The sequence below is a fragment of the Solibacillus sp. CAU 1738 genome (assembly GCF_039888725.1).
Classification (GTDB): Bacteria; Bacillota; Bacilli; order Bacillales_A; family Planococcaceae; genus Metasolibacillus.
On sequence record NZ_JBDQQN010000001.1, the window covers coordinates 1,007,258 to 1,029,089 of the forward strand.

Below are 21,832 nucleotides of genomic sequence, written 5' to 3' on the forward strand. Positions count from 1 at the left end.
AAAATGGTTCCCTCTGTGTATGGGATATACAGCTTATATAGTATATCCCATACCAAGGTCCATCTTGAATTAAAGGTTTCACAAACTCAAGAAAATAAAAGGAGGAGTGAGTTTGTATGAAGGTAGTAAATGAAGTGAAGGAAGTAAATGATGTAATAAATAAATCTAAAAGTTTTTGGAATGAAATGTTAGCTTTTGAGTTTGAACGTTTAGTTTTTCAGCAAAATAAAAAAAACAATGAATCTTATATTTTAGAAGTTAATATTGGTAAAGAAATGACAAATGAAATAAAAAATTTAACAAAAGACAAAAACGTAATGATATATACATTAGTATTAACAGTTTTAAAAATTTCCTTATTTAGAATGTTTTCATACTCACATTTTGCAGTTGGTATTCCACAATATTTTAAAGATGAAGAAAGAAAACCAAATATAGAATATCTTTTATCAAAACAATTATTAAATACAGATTTAGATTTTAAAGATGTTCTTTTAAAGGAAAAAGATATACTGTTTAACTCATTTTTATATCAATTTTATCCTTTAGAGCAATTGTATAAAAGTAACAATATTTACGAGAAAATTAATGTGTTTTGTATTATGGAAGAATTACATAGTGATTTCCAGATAGAGAATATTTTAAATATTCCTAATAATGATATTACAATGGGGATCAGTGTAAAAGGCGATTCGATTTTTTTGAAATTTTATAGTTTTAATTATACCGAGGAAAGCCAGGTCATCATTCTAAAAAATATATTTGTAAATATACTACAACAGGTACTAAATGATTTAACAATAAAAACAAATGATATCGATATTATTAGTGAAGAGGAAAAGAATAAGTTAATAGAATTTAATAATACAAGTATCCCTTTTCCTAAAAGTCAATCATTAAGTGAAATTTTTGAGAAACAGGTAGAAAATAATCCGAATCATATTGCAATTGTTTATAAAAATGAAAAGTTGACATATAAGGAAGTTAATGAAAAAGCAAATATTCTCGCACATAGACTTAAGGAAAATAACGTTAGAAAAGGAGATATTATTGGATTAATTGCTGATAAATCGCCAGAGATGATTATAGGAATATTAGCAATACTGAAATCTGGTGCAGCGTATTTACCTATTGATTATGAATACCCAGAGGAAAGGATAAAATATTTAATAGAGGATTCGAAATGCGAAGTATTGTTAGTGCAAGAGAAATTGAATAAATTTGACTTAGGTTGTAAAATAATAAATTTTGATGTTAAAGACAAAGTTAATAAATTAAATGCCAATAACCTCAATACTCTATTTAAAGGAGATGAATTGGCATATATCATTTATACATCTGGATCAACAGGTAAACCTAAAGGTACAATAATAAAACAATCAAGTGTCATTAGTCGTGTGGTTTTTAATAAAAATCTGAATACCGACGAAAATGATATCATCTTGCAGTTATCGAACTTTGTATTTGATGGATCTGTTTTGGATATTTTTGGTGCTTTATTAAATGGCGCAAGACTTGTAATTCCTGAAAAAGATCAAATTCTCGATATGGAATCCCTAGGTTCATTGATAGTAAAAGAAAGAATAACTTTTATGTTTATAACAACTGCGTTATTCCATTCTTTAGTAGATTTGAATTTGAAATCTTTGCGAAATGTAAAAACAATATATACAGGTGGAGAAAAAATATTTTTAAAACACGCCATGAAAGCATTCCATTTTTTAGGGCCTGACAAAATTACTAATATATATGGTCCAACGGAGTGTACTATTTATGCAACTTATTATCCAATAAATGATATAGAAGAGGAAGATATTCCGATTGGTAAACCTATTTCTAATACAAAATTATATGTTATCGGTAAAAACAATAAATTACAACCGATAGGGGTACCAGGTGAACTTTGTATATCGGGAGAGGGAGTAGCATCAGGATATTTAAATAGAATGGATTTAACAGAAACTCAATTTGTAAAAAATCCTTTTGAACCAGATAGCGTGATGTATAAAACTGGAGATTTAGTAAAATGGCTTCCAGATGGAAATGTTGAATTTATTGGGAGGATAGATCATCAAGTTAAAATCAGAGGATTTAGAATAGAGCTAGGCGAGATAGAAAATGCATTATTAGAATTCGATGATATTACTGAAGCGGTCGTATTAATAAAAGAGATAGAAGATAATAAATATATATATGCATATTATGTAGCAAAGAGTGATTATAGTAAAGATTTCTTACGAGAAAAATTAAAAGATTTATTGCCAAGTTATATGATGCCAACAAAACTCATTAAAGTAGAAAAAATACCACTAACTATTAACGGAAAAGTTGATAGGCAAAAGCTTCTACAGCTGGGAGATGAAAACGAATTAAGGGAATATGAACTTCCAAGGAACTATATAGAGAAAAAACTATGTGAAATATGGAAAGATATCTTAAAGATAAATGATATGGTAAGCATAAATGATAGTTTCTTTGACGTGGGCGGGCATTCTTTAAATGCAATAAATGTGATTGGAAGAATTCATAAAGAGCTGAATGTAGAAATTTCAATAAAAGATTTTTTCAGGCTTGGAAATATAAGAGATATTGGCTCATATATAGCTTCACTAAATAAAATAGAGTATAGAAAAATTAGTAAGGTACAAGAAAAGGACTACTATGAAGCATCATCAGCTCAAAAAAGAATTTACCTAATGCAAGAGTTAGATACAGCAAGTAATGTTTATAATGTTACAGAGGTAATGGAAGTAATAGGGGATTTAACCGTTTCAAAATTAACAAAAGGATTAATGAAGCAAATAGAAACAAATGAAATACTAAGAACTAGTTTTGATGTAATGGAAGGAGATATAGTTCAGAAAATTCATGATATAAATGAAATTGATTTTGAAATAGAAAGAATACATGTAGTAAATGAAAAGGAAATTGATAAGAAGATTAGGCAATTCGCAAAAACATTTTCATTGAAGAAAGCTCCCTTATTAAGAGTAGGAATCATTACTGTAGAGAATAATCGGCATATACTAATATTTGATATTCACCACATTATTGCTGATGGTACTTCCATTAATATTTTATTCGAACAATTAGCTAATTATATTAATGAAGAAGATTTCATGATGAATGAAATACAATATAAGGATTATTCTGCTTGGCAAAAGGAGATTTCTAATAATGATCAGATCAAGACCCAAGAAAAATATTGGCTTGATTTATTTAAAGATGAATTACCGATATTGAATCTACCTTTGGATTATAAAAGACCAAATAAATTTGTCTTTGAAGGAGATTCTATCACTTTTAAAATTGATCAATATACAACGAATAAACTAAAAACTCTAGCAAAAGAAAATGATTGTACGTTGTATATGGTTTTACTTGCTGCTTATTCGACGCTTTTATCAAAGTTTACAAACCAAGAAGATTTAATTATAGGGACACCAATGTCCGGTAGAAATCATTTTGATCTGAAAAATATGTTAGGAATGTTTGTAAATACTGTTGCAATCAGAAGTTATCCTGAAGCAAACAATACATTTAAAGGTTATTTAAAAGAAATAAAAGAAACAGTTTTGAAAGCCTTTGATAATCAGGATTATCAATTTAATGAGTTAATAGGAAAGCTTGGAATTAATCGAGATACAAGTAGAAATACTTTATTCGATACGATGTTTGCCTATCAAAATTTAGAAGAAAATAGTTTTGAAATTGAAGGAGTAGAGGTAAAAAGATACAACTATAGAAGTAGAACATCTAAATTTGATTTGACATTAGATTTAACTGAAGGAAAAAATGAAATTTATTGTGAATTTGAATATTATACAAAAATTTTCAAAAGAGAAACAATCGAAAGAATGAAAGATTGTTTTAATAATCTTTTATATTCGATTATAGAAAATACGGAACAGAGTTTACAGAGTATTAGCATATTAAATCAAAAAGAAAAAGAGAAAATAAGCAAATTTAATGATACCACTATAGAGTTTAACAATTATAAAACAATGCATCAATTGTTTGAAGAACAAGTAGAAAAAACACCTAATCAAATTGCAGTAGCTTTCGAAAATAATAGCTTAACATATTCCCAACTTAATAATAAGTCTAATCAGCTTGCAAGGATGTTAAGGGATAAGGGAGTAAAACGAGATACTATAGTTGGTATCTTTATCAATCGGTCTATAGAAATGGTAGTAGGTATATTAGGAATACTAAAAGCCGGTGGTGCATATTTACCGATTGATCCAGAATACCCTGAAGAGAGAATACGATATATTCTAGAAGATAGTAGAATAGAAATCCTCGTAACACAGGAGAATACAAATATTGATTTATTTAGAGATAAAGAAATCGTCAATATTTCGGACGACAGAGTATTTCAAGGTAATATTGAAAATTTAAATAATATAAATGAAATAAATGATTTAGCGTATATTATTTACACATCAGGGTCTACTGGAAAGCCTAAGGGAGTAATGGTTGAACATAAAGGTTTAGCTAATTTAAAATCCTATTTTGAAAATGAGTATAATGTTTGTGATAAAGATAACATTGTACAATTTGCAAATATTACATTTGATGCAGCAGTTTGGGAAATGGCCATGACATTATTAACAGGAGCAACACTATATATTGTTCCTAGACATGTAATTAATGATGTAAATGCCTTTGAAGCATTTTTGAATCAAAATAAAATAACAGTAGCTACGTTGCCTCCAGTTTATGCTTCAAATTTAAGTTCAAATAAAATAGAGCATTTAAGAATATTAATAACAGCAGGTTCTGAATCGAATCACGAGTTATTTAATAAGTGGAATGGAAAGGTACGGTATGTAAATGCCTATGGACCAACTGAAACTACTGTATGTGCAACAGCTTGGACAGATAATAGGATATACAAAGATACTAGAAAAATACCAATTGGAAGACCAATATATAATACAAAAATCTATATTTTAGATAAAAACGGTAATATGCAACCTGTAGGAGTTCATGGTGAACTTTGTGTTGGTGGTATTGGCATAGCACGGGGATACTTAAATAATCCAGAATTAACGAGAGAAAAATTTATTCCTAATCCTTTTAATGAAAGTGAAAAAATTTATAGAACAGGCGATATTGCACGATGGTTACCAGATGGAAATCTAGAGTATATTGGTCGAGAAGATTATCAGGTAAAAATTAGGGGCTATAGAATAGAATTAGAAGAAATTGAAAGAAGAATGTTGCTAAATAAACATATAAAAGAAGCAGTAGTTATGGCTATAAAGGATCAAACGCTAGAATACAATCTATCATGTTATATAGTAGCTGATAAAAAAATGACCCTTTCAGAAATAAGAAGTTTTTTATCGAAAGAGTTACCAGAATATATGATTCCTTCTTATTATATGCAGCTAGAGTCCATTCCTAAAAATCGAAGCGGGAAACCTGATAGAGCGTTTTTAAAGGGGGTAAAGGGTGATATATTCTTAAAAGAAGATCAGTACGAAGAACCTTCAAATGAATATGAATATTTAATGGTAGATATTTGGAAAAAGATATTTGAACATAGAAAAATAGGGATAAACGATGATTTCTTCAATTTAGGTGGAGATTCTATAAAAGCAATTAAATTTATTTATATGTTAAATGAGAAGAATTTAACATTAAAACTAAGCGATATTTTTAAATATAGAACCATTAAAAGAATTGCAGAAGTCATTAATTCACTTGAAACAAACCCAGAATCGATGAAACCTGCTCATGGTAAGTTCAAGTTAACTCCGATTCAAAAATGGTTTTTTGATTCATATAAAATTAGCCCAGAGCATTTTCATCAAGCAACTTTTTTAAAATGCAATGAAAAAATAAATGTGGATGTACTGAGTGATATTTTAAAGGAAGTACAAATGCATCATGATTCGTTACGAATGAACTTTACAACAGTAAACGATGAGGTAGTTGGGGAGATAGTAGAATCAGATTATCCTTTTAATTATCAAGTTGTTTACCTTGATGATTTAGAACTGGACAAATCAATTGCTTTATACAAAATAGTTGAATTACAAAAATCTGTAGATCTGAAATTAGGCCCAATGATAAATACAATTGTATTCAAAACAAACAGTTTTGATTATATATACATCTTAATTCATCATTTAGCTATTGATACTGTATCGTGGGGTATTTTACTAAATGATATCCAAAACTTATATAATCAGTTTTTATCTAAGAATGATTTTAATATTGCTCATCGAACTAATTCAATCAAAGAGTGGTCTGAAAAACTTTATGAATATAGTAATAGTGAAGAGTTATTAAAAGAAATGTCCTATTGGGGAAATATTAAAAAAAGAATAAATAGCATTCCTCTAGATTTTAATCACGATACGAATACGATGAGTGATAGTGAAACTTTTGAAATATCTCTTAATCTTGAGGAAACTAGAGCCTTGTTGGAAAAATGTTTAAAATCATACAATACAAGCATTGTTAATGTTTTACTATCTTCATTGTCTTATGTTTTACAAAAATGGACTGGGAATAAGGAAAATGCAATTATGTTTGAAGGGCATGGGCGAGAAGATTTATTTAATGATGTAAGTATTCAGAGAACAATAGGATGGTTTACATCTATCTACCCTATGATTCTAGAAGTCCCAGAATCTAATAATTTGATGGATTATTTAAATAGAACTATCTTGTTGAGAAATGCTATACCTAAAAATGGTATAGGCTATAATATTCTAAAATATTTAACTGACGACGAAAGTAAAAAAGATATTGATTGGCTTATAACTCCTCAAATTTGTTTTAATTACCATGGTGAAACAGATTTGGAAAATGAGAATGGTTTATTTGAAATAATTGAAGAAGAATATGGGCGTAGTATTAATAACAAAAGTGAAAGACATTTTGAGTTGGAATTAAACGGTAACATCAGCGAAGGAAAACTAAAAATATTTGTAACTTATAATACTAAAACACATAAATCTGAAACGATAGCGAATTTAACTAAAATTTATAGAGATACTTTATTAGAATTTATATCTTTAGATAAAACGCAATTAAATATAGACAATAATTTAGCGTTTTTCTTAAATAAATACAATGCTCCAGGATTGATTTTGGGAATAAAGACTCCTGATGGAGAGAGTACTGTTATGTCTAAAGGTTTTGCAAATATAAAGAGAAAAATAAATATGAAGCCTGATACTAATTTTAAAATAGGAAGTATAACAAAGACATTTGTAGCAACTATTATTTTACAGTTAGTGGAAGAGGGGCTTTTGGATTTAGAGGATTCTGTTACTCATATTCTTCCAGAAATATTAGACCAATATCAAAAAGAGAATCTTAATAACATTACCATAAGAAATTTGTTAAATCATTCTAGTGGCATACAAGACTTCGTAAAACATCCTAATTTTATTAAATATATAGAAAGTAATAGGGAATGGACAAAAGAAGAATTATTGTTTAATGGTTTATCTATACCTTATAATCAGAGCTTTAATAATAACCTTTGGATATACTCTAGTACTGGATATATCTTATTAGGCTTAATCATTGAAAAAATTACCCGTGTAAGTCTTGAAAAAAATATTCAAGATAGAATATGTAATAGATTAGGACTTAAACAAACGAAGTTAGTAAATGAGTTGCCAAATTTAGATATTTTCAGTAGATGTTATACTAATCCGGAGAAAAAAGACGTTACGAATTTAGCATTAAGTGCAAGTTGGGCCTCAGGTGGTATGATATCTAATGCAAGTGAGCTACTTAAATGGCTTGATGCATTTGTAGACGGAGTGTTATTAAGAAACAAGAAAATACTCCATGACTTTATAGATATATCAATAAATTATCCAACAGACTATGAGGTGAAGATGGGGTTAGGTATTTTTAAGGTAAATGAGTTGTTAGGACATGAAGGACATGGATTTGGGTTTCAAAATATTTTTTATAAATATAAAGGATACAGTATTGTAATTCATTTAAATCAAGATGCAATTGATAAAGGTGATGCTATAAGTGAACCTTTTAAAATATTAGAAGAACTTAAAACGCTTCTAAGGTGATTCAATGCTAAGGATCCTTGAAAACTAAAACATGTTAAACATAAAGGGGAACGGGTGATGTATTTATTTTGTTTGCCATATGCTGGTGGGTCGGAGTTGGTATACCGTAATTGGGGAAATTATATAAATCGAGATATAGAAATAAATGCTATTACATTAAAAGGTAGAGGAAAAAGGTATTGTGAAGGTTTTTATCAAAATTTAAACGAAGCGGTGGAGGATATTTATTGTCAAATACATGATAATATCCAACAAGAAGATTATGCAATATATGGACATAGTATGGGAGCGCTTCTAGCATATGAACTATATTATAAAATCATTAATACCAACATAAGAAAGCCAAAGCATTTATTTTTTTCAGGAAGATTTGCTCCTAATGTAAAAGGTAATATCGTTATTAGTCATAAGATGTCTGATAAAGAATTTATGGATAGGATCATAGCGTTGGGAGGAATTGCTGATGAGGTATTAGAATCGAAAGAATTGTTGGAGTTTATTTTACCAATTTTAAAAAATGATATAAAAATAGTAGAAAATTATATTTACAAAGAAAGGGATGAAAAGATTCAATGTAATATTTCAGTTTTAAATGGGATAGATGATAATATTGATTTCTATCAAAAGAAAAGTTGGGATTATTTATGTGATAAAGATTGTAAATTATACGATTTAAAAGGAAACCATTTTTTTATTAACAATAATATTAAAAATATAGCTCAAATAATTGAAGATAACTTATTAAACACATAATCACATACATTGGAGATAAGAATTATTCATAGCATTGATGATAACTTTATCATTGCTATGAATAAGCCAATAGAAAAAGGAAGTTAACTTTAAGGAGGGAAATGGTGGATTATTTAAAGAGTAGAAATGCGTTTCTTTTTCAAGGAGTTGGCTCAGACTATCAAAGTTTATTAAATTTACTAGATGAAGAGCAATTAAAATTATTGCGCAAATATTGTTCAATTGTGGAAAGTGAATTAGATTTAGACTTATGGAACTATATATGTCATTCTCAGGAAACTAAATACGACCATTTTTTTAATGATTGGATAGCAATTTATACCTGTGATAATTTAGTATATGATAAATATATTTCACTTGGTGTAAAACCTGAAATATTTCTAGGTTATAGTATGGGTTTAATTACAGCAATGGTATGTGGAAAGTCTATTTCTTTTGAAACAGGGTTGCATATGTTGCAATCTATATATGAATACCCAAAGAATACTTCGGGGCAAGAAGAGAGTATGGCTACTATTATAGGATTAAATTACCAACAAGTAGAAAATATAATTACAAATAATAACTTGTCAAAAAGTGTAATGATTGCAAGTGAAAATAGTAAGTACTGCATTGTGATAGCTGGAGATATAAGTGGTATAAACAAAATTTTATATAAATCTGAAGAAGAGGGAGCTATAAAGACTGTAAAAATAAATGTTCCCTATGCATTTCATACTCCATATGCTGAAAAAGGGATAGATAAATTTATAAATTTTGTTGAAAAAATAAAGATTGAGGATAGTACAATACCGATCATTTCTGTATTTAATCAAAAAATTCTTCAAAGAGCTCCTGATTTGAAGAATGAACTCGTGAAAAATACGCCAAGTCCAATGAATTGGAAAAACTCAATTGAAAAAGTGATTGAGTTTGATATAACTAGTTTTGTCGAAGTGAGTCTCGATGATTCACTTACTAAAATATCGAGAGTAATAGATACAGATTGTAAGTTCTTTTCCTATAGAAAAATTTTAAGGTTAAAAAACGTACAATTAAATGGTTAAATTTATTAAACATAAATAATACAGGTTGCAATAAATGCAAAAAAATATTCTGAAAATTATTAATAATTAGTATAAGGAGAGGGGGCAATTAACTATGAGGAAAATAGCCGTCATTGGAGCAGGGACCATGGGAATAGGAGTAGCTCAGAATTTTGCTCAAGAGGGGTTAGTTGTCATATTATTAGATATTTCTGAGGAAAAATTAGATTATGCAAAAAAAGAAATAAGTCAAAATGTTCGTTTTCACACATTATTTAATAAAAACAAGATAGTCGAAGAGTCGGAAAAAATTTTGTCAAGGATTAAGTTCTCTACAGATTATCAACTATTAGAACAAGTAGATTTTGTTGTTGAAAATGTTCCTGAGATATGGGAGATAAAAAAGTTTGTTTATGAAAAGATAGATAAAATTTGTCCAGATAACTGTATTTTTTTAGTTAATACTTCTTGTATTCCGATTACTAAAATAGCGGCATTAACCAACAGGGCAGAGAAGTTTATAGGAACACATTTTATGAATCCAGTACCGCTTATGACTACTATTGAAGTTATTAAAGGATACCATACATCTGAGGATACAATTATTCGAACAAAGGAACTTCTAAAACATATTGGTAAAGAGTGCATTATAGTTAATGATTTACCTGGTTTTGTATCGAACAGAATCTCTCATCTTTTTATGAATGAGGCAGCTTTTGTTGTACAGGATCAAGTAGCAGAACCTAAAGATGTAGATAATATATTTAAAAAGTGTTACGGACATAAGATGGGACCACTTGAAACAGCTGATTTAATTGGACTCGATACTGTTGTTAATTCACTCGATGTCTTATATCAAAACTTTCAAGATTCAAAATATCGATGCTGTCCTCTATTACGTAAAATGGTTGATGCAGGATTATACGGTAAGAAAAGTGGACAAGGATTCTATTCTTATTAAAAAAATATATGACAAAAGGAGTATTAATAAAATGCCTGAAACCAAGATAAAAATAAAATCTTACATTTCTAAATTTTCTAAAAATTATGAATTGACGGATGATGAAGATGTATTTTCGACAGGATTTGTCAATTCACTCTTTTCAATGCAGTTAGTTATGTTTATTGAAAAAGAATTCAATTTAAAGGTAGAAAATAAAGATTTAGATTTAGCTAATTTCAGAACTATTAATTCAATAGTCTCTTTTATTCACAAAAAGCACACTGAAACAACTAATTTAAATGAAGTAAATACTGATTGAATGAAGGTGCAAACATGAAAATAGAATTTACAGCAGAACAATTAAAATATCAAGAATCTTTTAGGAATTTTGTGAAAACTGAGATAATTCCTTTTGCTGCAAAGAATGATCGAACTGAATATTTACCTACAGAACTAGTAGAAAAAGTTGCAAAGAAAGGATACTTAGGGGCAACAATTTCTGAGAAATATGGTGGATTAGGCTACGATATGATTACTTTGGGATTACTTAATGAGGAAGTTGGAAGAGGGTGTTCATCAACAAGAGCTTTGTTGACAGTACATGGTATGGTAGCAGTTGCGATTGAAAAGTGGGGTACAGAGGAGCAAAGGGAATATTGGCTTCCTAAAATGGCTAAAGGTGAAATAATAGGAGCTTTTGGTTTAACTGAACCCAAAATAGGCAGCGATGCTAAAAGTATAGAAACGTCTGCCGTCTTATCAGATGGTAATTACATTTTAAATGGTAGCAAAAAGTGGATTACCATGGGTCAAATAGCAGATATTTTTATTGTTTTTGCAAAATTAGAAGGTAATCCGACTGCATTTTTAGTTGAAAAAAATAGACAAGGCTTTTCAACTAAAAAAATTCACGGACTTATGGGTGTAAGGGCATCTATGATTGCAGAATTATTCATGGATAATTGCTATATTCCTGAGGAAAATATGATTGGTAGAGCTGGCACTGGATTGTCTCATGTCGCATTATCTTGTTTAGATTATGGCAGATATACAATTGCTTGGGGATGTGTTGGTATTGGTCAAGAATGTATTGAGGAAAGTGTACTTTATGCAAATAAAAGAAAACAATTTGGATGTACATTGAGTCAAAATCAATTAATCCAAAAAATGATTACAGAAATGGTTGTTAATGTAAAAGCTGCGAGATTAATGTGTTTAAATGCGGGCTATCTGAAGGAAATTGGGGACCCCGAAACAATTATAGAGACATGGAAAGCAAAGTACTTTGCTTCTACAATGATAAATAAGGTTGCTGGTGATGCATTGCAGATACATGGGGCTAACGGGTTTAGCCAAGAATACCCAGTAGAAAGATATTATAGAGATGCAAAGATTAATGAGGTCATTGAAGGAACTACTCAAATGCATGAAATTTTGATTGCTAAAAATATTATGGGACACAAATAAGAGGGAATTGTTATAGGAGGTGTGAAATGGTAGAGATGGATTCACATGAAAGAAAAGTAAAGTGTGTTGTCTGGGATCTTGACCATACAATTTGGCGAGGTGTCTTACTTGAAGATAAGAATGTTAAATTACGTGAAGATATAAAAGATATTTTAGAAGAATTCGATAGACGGGGGATACTACAATCTATTGCAAGTAAAAATGAACATCATTTAGCAATTGAGAAACTTAAAGAATTTGGTATTGAGGAGTATTTTATTTATCCCCAAATTAACTGGAATTCAAAGGGAGCTTCTATTAAAAAGATAGCGAAATCAATTAATATTGGACTTGATACTTTAGCATTTATAGACGATCAGCCCTTCGAAAGAGAAGAAGTAAGTTTTACTGTGCCAGAAGTAATGTGTATAGATGCAACTGATTTAAGTAACTTACTTGATCTACCTGAAATGAATCCACGTTTTCTCACAAATGATTCTAAGAATAGAAGAAGCATGTATTTAAGTGATATAGAACGCAATAAAATAGAAGAAAGTTATGAAGGTGCAAAAGAGGAATTTCTGGAATCCCTAAATATGGTACTTTCTATATCTCCGGTCGATGATGGTGATTTACAGCGAGCAGAGGAATTAACTGTAAGGACCCATCAGTTAAATGCAACAGGATATACTTATTCATATGAAGAACTGGGAAGTTTTGTAAAATCCAAAAAACATAAATTATTAATAGCTGATCTTAATGATAAGTATGGGACATATGGAAAAGTAGGAGTTGTTCTGCTCGAATGTGACAAAGATGTATGGACTTTAAAGCTGTTACTTATGTCGTGCAGAGTTATGTCGAGAGGAATTGGTACGGTTATGCTCAATTATGTAATGCATCTAGCTAAAAATGCAAATGTTCAACTACGTGCTGAATTCGTTCCAACCAGTAAAAATCGAATGATGTATATGACTTATAAATTTTCTGGATTCAAAGAGATTAAGGAAAGTGATGATTTAGTATTATTTGAAAATGATTGTATAGACATTCAGCCTATACCAAATTATATAAAATTAAACGCTTATTAATATAAAAGATAAAAGTTTTAATTGTTGTCAAAATAAAAATTATGATTTGAAGTGATTAAATAAACGAGGGTGGTGGATTGTTTGGAACAACATTTTTCAATTAGAAGAGTGGTATGTGAAGATGGAATACTTTTAAATACTGATTACGAATCTCTCATTACAAAAGAATTAGTAGAAAAATTTTATTATCACTTGTTGAGAACTAGAGCGTTTGATAAAAAGGCAGTAAGTTTACAAAGACAGGGTAGGATTGGTACGTATGCACCATATGAAGGGCAAGAAGCATCGCAAGTCGGGAGTGCTCTAGCATTAAACGATAAAGATTGGTTAGTTCCTTCGTATCGTGACCATGGAGCATCAATAACTTTCGGCCAATCATTATTAAACTCTTTATTATTTTGGAAAGGGCGAAATGAAGGGTGTATTCCTCCAGAAAATCGCAAAATATTTCCCCCTTGTGTTCCTATAGCAACTCAAATTCCACATGCTGTGGGTCTAGCTTACTCTGAACAGTTAAAAGGAACCGATAATGCAGCAATTGTATATTTTGGAGATGGAGCAACATCTGAAGGAGATTTCCACGAAGGGCTTAATTATGCAAGTGTCCTAAACGCACCTGTCATTCTATTTTGCCAAAATAATTATTATGCGATTTCAGTTCCTTACGAAAAGCAAACAAATACGAAAACCATCGCTCAGAAATCTCTTGCTTATGATATAAAAGGAATTAGAGTAGATGGAAATGATGTTTTTTCAGTTTATTTCGAAACAAAAAAAGCCCTAGAAGAGTCTCGAAAGGGAAGTGGTCCCGTATTGATAGAGGCTGTTACATGGCGATACGGGGCACATACTACGGCAGATGATCCAAGCAAGTATCGGGATCAAAAAGAAAGTGAAAAAAAACGTAAATTCGATCCGATTTTACGTTTGGAACGGTTTATGAAAAATTATTATACCTTTTCTGATGACTGGATGCTTCAATTAGAAAAAGAAATTGACAATGAGATAGAAGAAGCAATTCTAGCGCTAGAATCATTTCCAAAACCTAATCCGAATAATGTAATAGACTATGTATTTAATACTCCGACGTGGATATTAGAAAGACAGCGCGAAAAATATATAAACGCAAGGGTGGGTAAAAACTATTGAAATCTGCTATTCAAACAGTGACATTAACAATGGTTCAATCTATTACAGATGCTATGCGAATTATGTTAAAAGAACATGAGGAAGTTATTGTATTAGGTGAGGATGTGGCCGTGAACGGTGGAGTTTTTAGAGCTACAGAAGGATTGTTTGAAGAATTTGGGGATAAAAGAATTTTTGATACGCCCCTAAGTGAAGCTGGTTTTGTTGGAACAGCGATCGGAATGGCTGTTAATGGATACCGTCCAATTATAGAAATTCAATTTTTAGGGTTTATTTATCCAGCATACGAGCAAATAATGACACATGCAACAAGACTAAGATCTAGAACGATGGGGTATTATAATGTGCCAATTGTTATACGTGCACCATATGGAGCAGGGGTTAAAGCACCCGAAATTCATTCTGATAGCATTGAGGCGATTTTCACACATATGCCTGGAATAAAAGTTGTTTGTCCTTCTAATCCCTATGATGCAAAAGGGTTGTTAATTGCAAGTATTGAAGATCCTGATCCTGTCTTGTTTTTAGAACCAATGCGTAACTATCGATCTTTTCGACAGGAAATCCCCGAAGAGAAGTACATTGTTGAAATTGGGAAAGCAAATATTTTACAAGATGGAGAGGATGTTTCTATCATTGTCTGGGGAGCGATGGTCCCAATTGCGCTAGAGGTTGCTGATAAATTAAAAGAAGAAAATAACATTTTATGTGAAGTAGTAGATTTAAGAACGCTATATCCATTAGATCAACATGTAATTTCGGCGTCGGTGCAAAAAACAGGACGTGCAATTATCATTCATGAGGGTCATGAAACTGGAGGTGTAGGCAGTGATATTATTGCTTTGATTAATGATACTTCCTTTTTATATTTAAAGGCTCCAATCGAAAGAATAACAGGTTTTGATACTCCTGTCCCATTCTTCTCCTTTGAAGACGAGTATTTACCCTCAGCGAGCCGCATAATAAATGCAGTTGAAAAAGTAATCAATTACTAGAAAAGAGGAAAGTTATGTTTGAGGTAAAACTATACGATATAGGTGAGGGATTATCAGAAGCTACAATTAATCATTATTATGTAAAAATTGGGGACTTTGTTTCAAAGGATCAGTCCGTTATTGAAGTTCAAACCGATAAGATGGCAGTAGATATACCTTCTCCTACATCTGGGGTTGTGAGAGATATTTTTCAACTTGAGGGTGACACTATTCCCGTAGGAACTGTTATGTTAATGATAGAATCGACAGATGGAGAAGCTAGTAATAAGAATAACGAACAGAATGAAAATAATAAGGAAAACCATAGTATTCTGGCTTCACCTTCTACCAGAAATCTTGCTAAAGCGTATAATGTGGATATTACAAAGATTAGAGGATCAGGGGCTGCTGGGAGAGTAATGGATCAAGATGTATTAAATTCTCTAAACAACCTAAGTGGTGAAAATCAGGATAGAATAAAAGGTGTTCCGAAAAATAAAAAGACAATAGCTTTTGATGGGAATAGGAAGAAAATAGCCCAAAATATAGAAAAATCAATTCGGATGATTCCTCATGTGACTCATTTTGAGGAAATTGATGTTACGAGACTAATAGAAATTAAGGAAGAAGTAGGGGCAAAGTATCAATCAATTTCTTTTACAGCCTTTTTTGTAAAAGCAGCTGCAATGGCTTTAGAAGACTTTCCTATTTTTAATTCGAAACTTGATGAAGAATTAGAACTTATTTATCTTATTGAAGACATAAACATTGGTATTGCTACGGATACACAAAAAGGACTACTTGTACCAGTGATTAAATATGCTAATAAAAAATCAGTAAAAAATATCAATTCCGAATCAAAAGAGCTGGTAAAAAAAGCCCGTGGCGGAAAACTCCCCCAACTGGATGTAATGCATGGTACGTTCACTATTAGTAATGTTGGTATGCATGGAAGTATAGGCGCAACACCGATTATTAATTACCCTCAAACTGCATTGCTAGCGCTTCATAAAACAAAAAAAACACCTGTAGTGGGAGAAGATGATAAAATCCATATTCGTTCAATAATGACAATATCTTTTTCGTTTGATCATCGCGTTGCAGACGGTGTAACAGCAGTGACTTTTACTAATCGTTTCAAGGAAATATTAGAAAACCCAAATTTATTTATTGTAAGTTAATATATTTCAATCCTAAAAACCTGTTTTTCTAACAGGTTTTTAGAGCTTTTTATTGATAACTAATGTTATTCTAAGATGTTTTAGTGAATATGATTAGCTACTACTCCATGTAAAGTAGCCAGCAATTCATTCTAAATCCATTCTTATTGGTCATATTTTCGGAAAATAACAATTTATCAAGGTTTATCGGTTGTTGCATTTAATATTGCAATTTAGCAAAGAATGAATTGTGAGTATAAAAATAATTTTTTTAAAGTTACTTTTTTGTTTTTTTAAATCGAACAGTATAGAGATTTTTATAAAAGATATTAATATAAAGGACTATGTTAAACTCCTTAAAGTAGAGTGAAACACCATTCTGGAATGAATTTTATTTAGATCGAGTTATTATTTAAAGCTTCTATCACCAAATCCTCAAAATCAATGTATTTAATATGAGGAAAAACATTATTACGCGCACAAACTGCAATCCGATAGTTTGAATCTATTAAATAATTTTTTAGATAAAATTCTATGCCTTGAGATTGGGACTCAATTATAAAATTTTGATTAAATCTATCTTTTATAATCGAGAAAGAGTTTAACGGAAGAGATAGACCAAGTCCTAATGCTTTGATATAGCTTTCTTTAAAAGTCCATATTTCAAAAAAGCGATTTAATTGATGGTTTTCTAAAGAGTAAATGTAATCACATTCTTTTTTTGTGAAGAATTGATGTGCTATCGTTATATCGATAATCTTTTGTTTTTCTATATCAATGCCAATTTGATTACTACTTACTGCACATATTACCAAATCTTCAGAATTGACTTAAATTAAAATCAAAGTTCTCTATTCCATGTAAATATGGTTTTCCGTAAGGGTTAATTGCAAACTCGAATTGATAATTATTACTAAGTTTTTTTTTTATAATAATATTTCGGATTAATATTTCAGCAACAAGACCTCTCATCGAATCTTCTATTCTAGTAAATTTTTTTAGCTTGGCTTGTTTAGTTTGTGGTAATAATTTTATAAGTTTTTCGTATGTTGAATAATGAATAGGATTATTAAAATTGACAGCAAATATTTCAATCATTTTATATCAATCCTTTACTATTTATTGTAGATATTTATTCTAGCTTATTAAAGCTTGAAAATACAATTTTTCTTATTTATAGATTTGGGTTTTCAAGCTTTAAAAGCAGTTGGAAACTGCTTTTAGACACTCATTTTTATTAATTATTTTTCAATATCTTTCGTCCATTCAGCAACTTATAAAAAGTAATTCAATGTTGTATATTTTATTATTTGATATTTGTTAGTCTTTTTTTAAGTTCACGTATTAATCGAAATGAGACAGGGCATTTAGCGTTGTTCTCCATAATCACAAAGCGATCCATCAGATTAAATTCAATAACATTATCCAATTAATTAAGTAGCTCTTATGACAACGATAAAAGTTATCCCCTAGATAAACAAGTTCTCTCAATGTACTATAGAATACATGACAGCCATTTTTTTCGTATAGTTCTAGTTTGTGTGGCACAGGGGATGTTTCAATAAAGTAGATATCTTGTAATTTAATATTCTTCACCTTTTCAACTACTTTTATTTGAAACCATTTAGATTGATCTAGTTCACCAATCTTCTGATATTTCGCGAAAGCAGCTTGCAACGCTTCAATAACTTTCACCTTAATTTGTTCGGGTAATTTTTCACTATAAAATCAAGTGCATGTGTTGTAACGAAAATAATATGTGCAAGTGGATCTTTTTCACGAATAGCAATTGCAATAATCATACCATTTTTGACTTCATTTAGTTCAATATCGAGTATATAACAATCAATTTGTTTAGATTGTATTATTTGAAGCAACTTATTTGGATTATCAGTACAAAATACGATTTCGATGCTTAGTTCATGAAAAAGCGCAAAATTATTAATCGCATTAAATATTAACTCTCGGTGATATTGATCATCCTCACATATTGCGACTCTCATTTAATCCCTCTCTTTTTATTACCATTGCTTGAATATCCGGTTAATGATGCTGATCCACCTGCTGTGATAAAAGATGAGATGAAAATTTGGTCTTTAGGACAAATCGACACGTTTCTTGAACATTGTAAGGGAGAAAGGCATTATTTAACTTTCATGCTTGCGATTTATACAGGATTGAGAAGAGGCGAAATTTTAGGTTTAAAATGGAGCGATATTGATTTTATTAATAAAACGATTAGTGTTCAACGTCCATTAGCATATATCCCGAAAAAAGGTTATATTTTAACGTCAACAAAGACTCGAAAATCAAATCAAATCGTACCAATTTCAGATATGGTTGGGAAAGAGTTAGTTAAATATCGCAAACAACAAGAAATTTGGAAAGAACAACTTGGTGAACTATATCAGGATGAGGATTTTGTAATTTGTACGGAAACAGGGTCAAAACAAGATCCTCGAAATGTGTTACGGGCGTTGAAAAGATTGATTATCACTTCAAACGTAACCCAAATTCGATTTCACGATTTCCGTCATACACATGCATCCATTTTAATTTCAAAGGGTGTTGATGTGGTGAAGGTGTCAAAACGTTTAGGTCACGCGAATGCTAAAATTACGTTAGATACCAATGCTCACCTCGTTCCAAATGAAGATAATGATTTAGCGGAAGTTTTTGAAAAAGCACTGAAAAAAATCTCGTGAGCAATTTGTGAGCATTACCTAAAATTTGAGATTTACTACAGGAAGTGTTCCGAAATTAAAAACCTGTAAACGCTGTTATATCAACGTTTACAGGCTATGGAAAATGATGGTCCCGACTGGTCTCGAACCAGCGACCCCCACCTTGTCGAATTTATCTGGTTAAATAAACTGAGTTAAACTGAATTCAATTAAGTTAAAAAAGTCTGATTTAATAAGGTTTTTGGAACCAAGCAAAATCAATACAGTTAAATAAAAATAGCACAAAAAAATAATTCTGCGGACAAATTGCGGACAAATTGCGGACAAATTGCGGACAAAAGAGTAAACAAGTGGTTTGTATTACTCTTTTTTTGTTTTTCTGTATTATCTGTATTAAAAATCTTTTGTCTGGATAGGTAGGGGGTCTCTGTGGTACCTTTATCGGTATTGGTGGAGGGATGTTGATGGGAGCCAGGACCTATTTTTTTGCTATACAAAGTCATGCAAAAAAGGCTCCTAAATAAAAGTTAGGGAACACTCTTGAAAGCCATGAATGATTACTTAACAGCGAATAACAAAAAGACTTGTGTGTATGGGGTCCCATCATATTTATGCAATTTACAACGTTAAGGCAAGAATAGTTGGTTATTTCGCTAGCTTCGGTACGTCCTTGATGATATTTGTTGACGCCAAATCATAAAATAGACATACCTTTTGGGAAAGGGGATTGGTTTAATGACAGTTGCGTTAAACGTAAAGGGCAAGGATTCCATTATTATGGCAATTGATAGTAGGGCGTCATGGAAAAATACCCCGGTCCACAATGATCAATGTCGGAAAATATTCATTTTACCGAATAAAGTGGCGATCTCTTTTTCTGGCAGCTTAACGCGTGTTATTTTCAATAAGGACACGAACGAGATTATTTCTCGATATATGGATATTAATGATTTAGTTTACGGATTGGAGCATTATCCGAATAGTGAATACATGACGATAGCTGATACGATTGAATATGTCATAAGAAAATTTTGCAGTTATTTTGCTGGATTTACGACTCAAATCCATCTAGGTGGCGCGGAGGAAGGGAATTTAGTGTTCGTATCGATGGAATTCAAAAACGGCGAACATATTAAAAATTATCCAATCCCTATAGATGAGTATGGTTTTAGATTTAGCGGGAGTGACCATGAGCAAATTTTTAGTAATATGATTACATTTACCGACCAACATCCAACAATAAGTTATGACGAGATGGCAGCCGCACTCATACAAAAAAGTAATGACGAGCTTATTGCATTTACGTATAACGTCATTGCGGAAGTGATGAAAGAAAACGTGGATAAAAGTAAGGAGCTGCAAACAGTTGGTGGAAATATTGATATTGTGCAGATTACAAAAGATGACACGGTTTGGATAAGGCGGGACGGGAAAGGTATAGTGAAGTAATTAAAAGTGCAAAAGGCAATAAACATCTATCTTATCTATTTAGGAAATTCCTTATTAAACTAAACCAGCTAATAGATTGTCAATAAAAATCTTTTAAATTAAAAATCACCTCATGCTATACAAAAAATGCACAACTCAAATAACCCTCCGAATTCAATTTGGAAGGTTTGTATTTTATTTGAAATTATTGTTACTAAAGAGTTTCTTGGAATGATGTTTTTGTTTTTAACATCGCATAAATCCAGTATAAGAGCTTATTAGCACAGGCGATAATAGCTACTCTGTAGGGTTTACCTTCTTCGCGTTTCAAATCGTAGAAGGCTCTTAATCTTTTATTTCGTGCAATGGTTTCATCGGTTGTTTTCTTTCTACGGCTATCACGAATAGAGCAGCGAACAGCTGTATAAAGCATACGGCGAAGCCTAGCTGAGCCACGTTTGGTAATATGATTTTTTGTACCTTTAAAGCGTCCTGATTCAAACACACTTGGATCAAGTCCTGCGAAGGCAACTAACTTTTTGGGGTGACTAAACCGATCAATTTCCCCGATTTCAGAAATAATCGTTGCAGCGATTTTTTCACCTACACTGGGAATTGTTTGGAGTAGTTCATATTCTTTAAGTTGTACCGCCAATTCATCAATCTCACGCTCCAACGTCGAAAGTTGTTGGTGGTAAGCTTGAAGTAAATCTATATACATATTCAAACTGACAAGAAGGCTATGATACAGGGTTGATTGAAATGGATTGCGTTCTGCAGCTACAATTAATTCCTCTGCTTTTTCATACGCCCAATCAATTGAACGTGATTTACAATGCCTATTAATAAACTGGGCAATTTCTTCCACACCAGCCTTTAAGACAGACTCGGAGGTAGGGAGGGTTTGTAAAGCTTTTAATGAAACTTCGGCATATAAATTTCCAAAAACACCTTTGTATTCAGGGAATACTTGATCTAATACTGCTTGGAATTGGAGCTTAGTTTGAACCATAATTCCCGTCATGTTCTCATGTTGCCTTGTCAGATGCCGAAGGTTTAATAACTGCACACCACGCTTTTTTTGAGGTTCTAAATCCTCTTTGTAATACATTTCAC

Annotated in this window: 17 protein-coding genes; 12 read left to right on the top strand and 5 right to left on the bottom strand. The window is 31.1% G+C overall.

What is annotated here, in order from left to right:
- Positions 1 to 116 precede the first annotated feature (116 nt).
- The 10 genes from AAFN87_RS04980 to AAFN87_RS05025 all read left to right on the top strand — a co-directional run bounded on the left by AAFN87_RS04980 (position 117) and on the right by AAFN87_RS05025 (position 16,625).
- Positions 117 to 8,063: a non-ribosomal peptide synthetase gene (locus AAFN87_RS04980; RefSeq protein ID WP_347789910.1), complete on the top strand. Its 7,947-nt coding sequence runs from the start codon at positions 117 to 119 to the stop codon at positions 8,061 to 8,063.
- A 57-nt stretch (positions 8,064 to 8,120) separates the two neighbouring features.
- Entirely contained in the window at positions 8,121 to 8,816 is a 696-nt protein-coding gene (locus tag AAFN87_RS04985; RefSeq protein WP_347789963.1) for a thioesterase II family protein, read from the top strand.
- A 101-nt stretch (positions 8,817 to 8,917) separates the two neighbouring features.
- Positions 8,918 to 9,862: an acyltransferase domain-containing protein gene (locus tag AAFN87_RS04990; RefSeq protein WP_347789911.1), complete on the top strand. Its 945-nt coding sequence runs from the start codon at positions 8,918 to 8,920 to the stop codon at positions 9,860 to 9,862.
- 94 nt (positions 9,863 to 9,956) lie between these two features.
- A complete protein-coding gene (locus tag AAFN87_RS04995) occupies positions 9,957 to 10,802 on the top strand; it encodes a 3-hydroxyacyl-CoA dehydrogenase family protein (RefSeq protein WP_347789912.1) in 846 nt (281 codons plus the stop codon).
- Between the two features lie 31 nt (positions 10,803 to 10,833).
- Complete coding sequence (locus AAFN87_RS05000) at positions 10,834 to 11,103, top strand: acyl carrier protein (RefSeq protein ID WP_347789913.1); 270 nt, start codon at positions 10,834 to 10,836, stop codon at positions 11,101 to 11,103.
- 14 nt (positions 11,104 to 11,117) lie between these two features.
- Positions 11,118 to 12,251 carry an acyl-CoA dehydrogenase family protein gene (locus tag AAFN87_RS05005; RefSeq protein ID WP_347789914.1) on the top strand — a complete coding sequence of 378 codons (1,134 nt, stop codon included), beginning with the start codon at positions 11,118 to 11,120 and terminating at the stop codon, positions 12,249 to 12,251.
- A 26-nt stretch (positions 12,252 to 12,277) separates the two neighbouring features.
- On the top strand, positions 12,278 to 13,321 hold the full coding sequence (locus AAFN87_RS05010) for an HAD-IIIC family phosphatase (RefSeq protein ID WP_347789915.1): 1,044 nt from the start codon (positions 12,278 to 12,280) through the stop codon (positions 13,319 to 13,321).
- Between the two features lie 81 nt (positions 13,322 to 13,402).
- Entirely contained in the window at positions 13,403 to 14,470 is a 1,068-nt protein-coding gene (pdhA, locus tag AAFN87_RS05015; protein WP_347789916.1) for a pyruvate dehydrogenase (acetyl-transferring) E1 component subunit alpha, read from the top strand.
- A 29-nt stretch (positions 14,471 to 14,499) separates the two neighbouring features.
- The gene (locus AAFN87_RS05020) at positions 14,500 to 15,465 is read left to right on the top strand and encodes an alpha-ketoacid dehydrogenase subunit beta (RefSeq protein ID WP_481886449.1); all 966 of its coding nucleotides are present in this window, start codon (positions 14,500 to 14,502) and stop codon (positions 15,463 to 15,465) included.
- Between the two features lie 14 nt (positions 15,466 to 15,479).
- Entirely contained in the window at positions 15,480 to 16,625 is a 1,146-nt protein-coding gene (locus AAFN87_RS05025; protein ID WP_347789918.1) for a dihydrolipoamide acetyltransferase family protein, read from the top strand.
- 374 nt (positions 16,626 to 16,999) lie between these two features.
- Here AAFN87_RS05025 and AAFN87_RS05030 read toward each other — a convergent pair whose 3' ends face one another.
- The 4 genes from AAFN87_RS05030 to AAFN87_RS05045 all read right to left on the bottom strand — a co-directional run bounded on the left by AAFN87_RS05030 (position 17,000) and on the right by AAFN87_RS05045 (position 18,607).
- Positions 17,000 to 17,419 (bottom strand): 4'-phosphopantetheinyl transferase family protein, encoded by a 420-nt coding sequence (locus AAFN87_RS05030; protein ID WP_347789919.1) that lies wholly within the window; start codon positions 17,417 to 17,419, stop codon positions 17,000 to 17,002.
- Between the two features lie 4 nt (positions 17,420 to 17,423).
- A complete protein-coding gene (locus AAFN87_RS05035; protein ID WP_347789920.1) occupies positions 17,424 to 17,702 on the bottom strand; it encodes a 4'-phosphopantetheinyl transferase family protein in 279 nt (92 codons plus the stop codon).
- Positions 17,703 to 18,005: 303 nt separating this feature from the next.
- Positions 18,006 to 18,299: a LytTR family transcriptional regulator DNA-binding domain-containing protein gene (locus tag AAFN87_RS05040; RefSeq protein WP_347789921.1), complete on the bottom strand. Its 294-nt coding sequence runs from the start codon at positions 18,297 to 18,299 to the stop codon at positions 18,006 to 18,008.
- The gene (locus tag AAFN87_RS05045; RefSeq protein ID WP_347789922.1) at positions 18,296 to 18,607 is read right to left on the bottom strand and encodes a response regulator; all 312 of its coding nucleotides are present in this window, start codon (positions 18,605 to 18,607) and stop codon (positions 18,296 to 18,298) included. Before AAFN87_RS05045 ends, AAFN87_RS05040 begins: the two co-directional genes overlap by 4 nt.
- 78 nt (positions 18,608 to 18,685) lie before the next feature.
- Between AAFN87_RS05045 and AAFN87_RS05050 the strand changes: the two genes are divergently transcribed.
- Together AAFN87_RS05050 and AAFN87_RS05055 are read left to right on the top strand one after the other, a co-directional pair.
- A complete protein-coding gene (locus AAFN87_RS05050) occupies positions 18,686 to 19,309 on the top strand; it encodes a site-specific integrase (protein ID WP_347789923.1) in 624 nt (207 codons plus the stop codon).
- A gap of 714 nt (positions 19,310 to 20,023) precedes the next feature.
- Positions 20,024 to 20,737 (top strand): hypothetical protein, encoded by a 714-nt coding sequence (locus tag AAFN87_RS05055; protein WP_347789924.1) that lies wholly within the window; start codon positions 20,024 to 20,026, stop codon positions 20,735 to 20,737.
- 193 nt (positions 20,738 to 20,930) lie between these two features.
- On the opposite strand, the gene AAFN87_RS05060 is transcribed toward AAFN87_RS05055, so the two are convergent.
- On the bottom strand, positions 20,931 to 21,832 hold a 902-nt coding region (locus tag AAFN87_RS05060; RefSeq protein WP_347789925.1), incomplete at its 5' end, for an IS110 family RNA-guided transposase.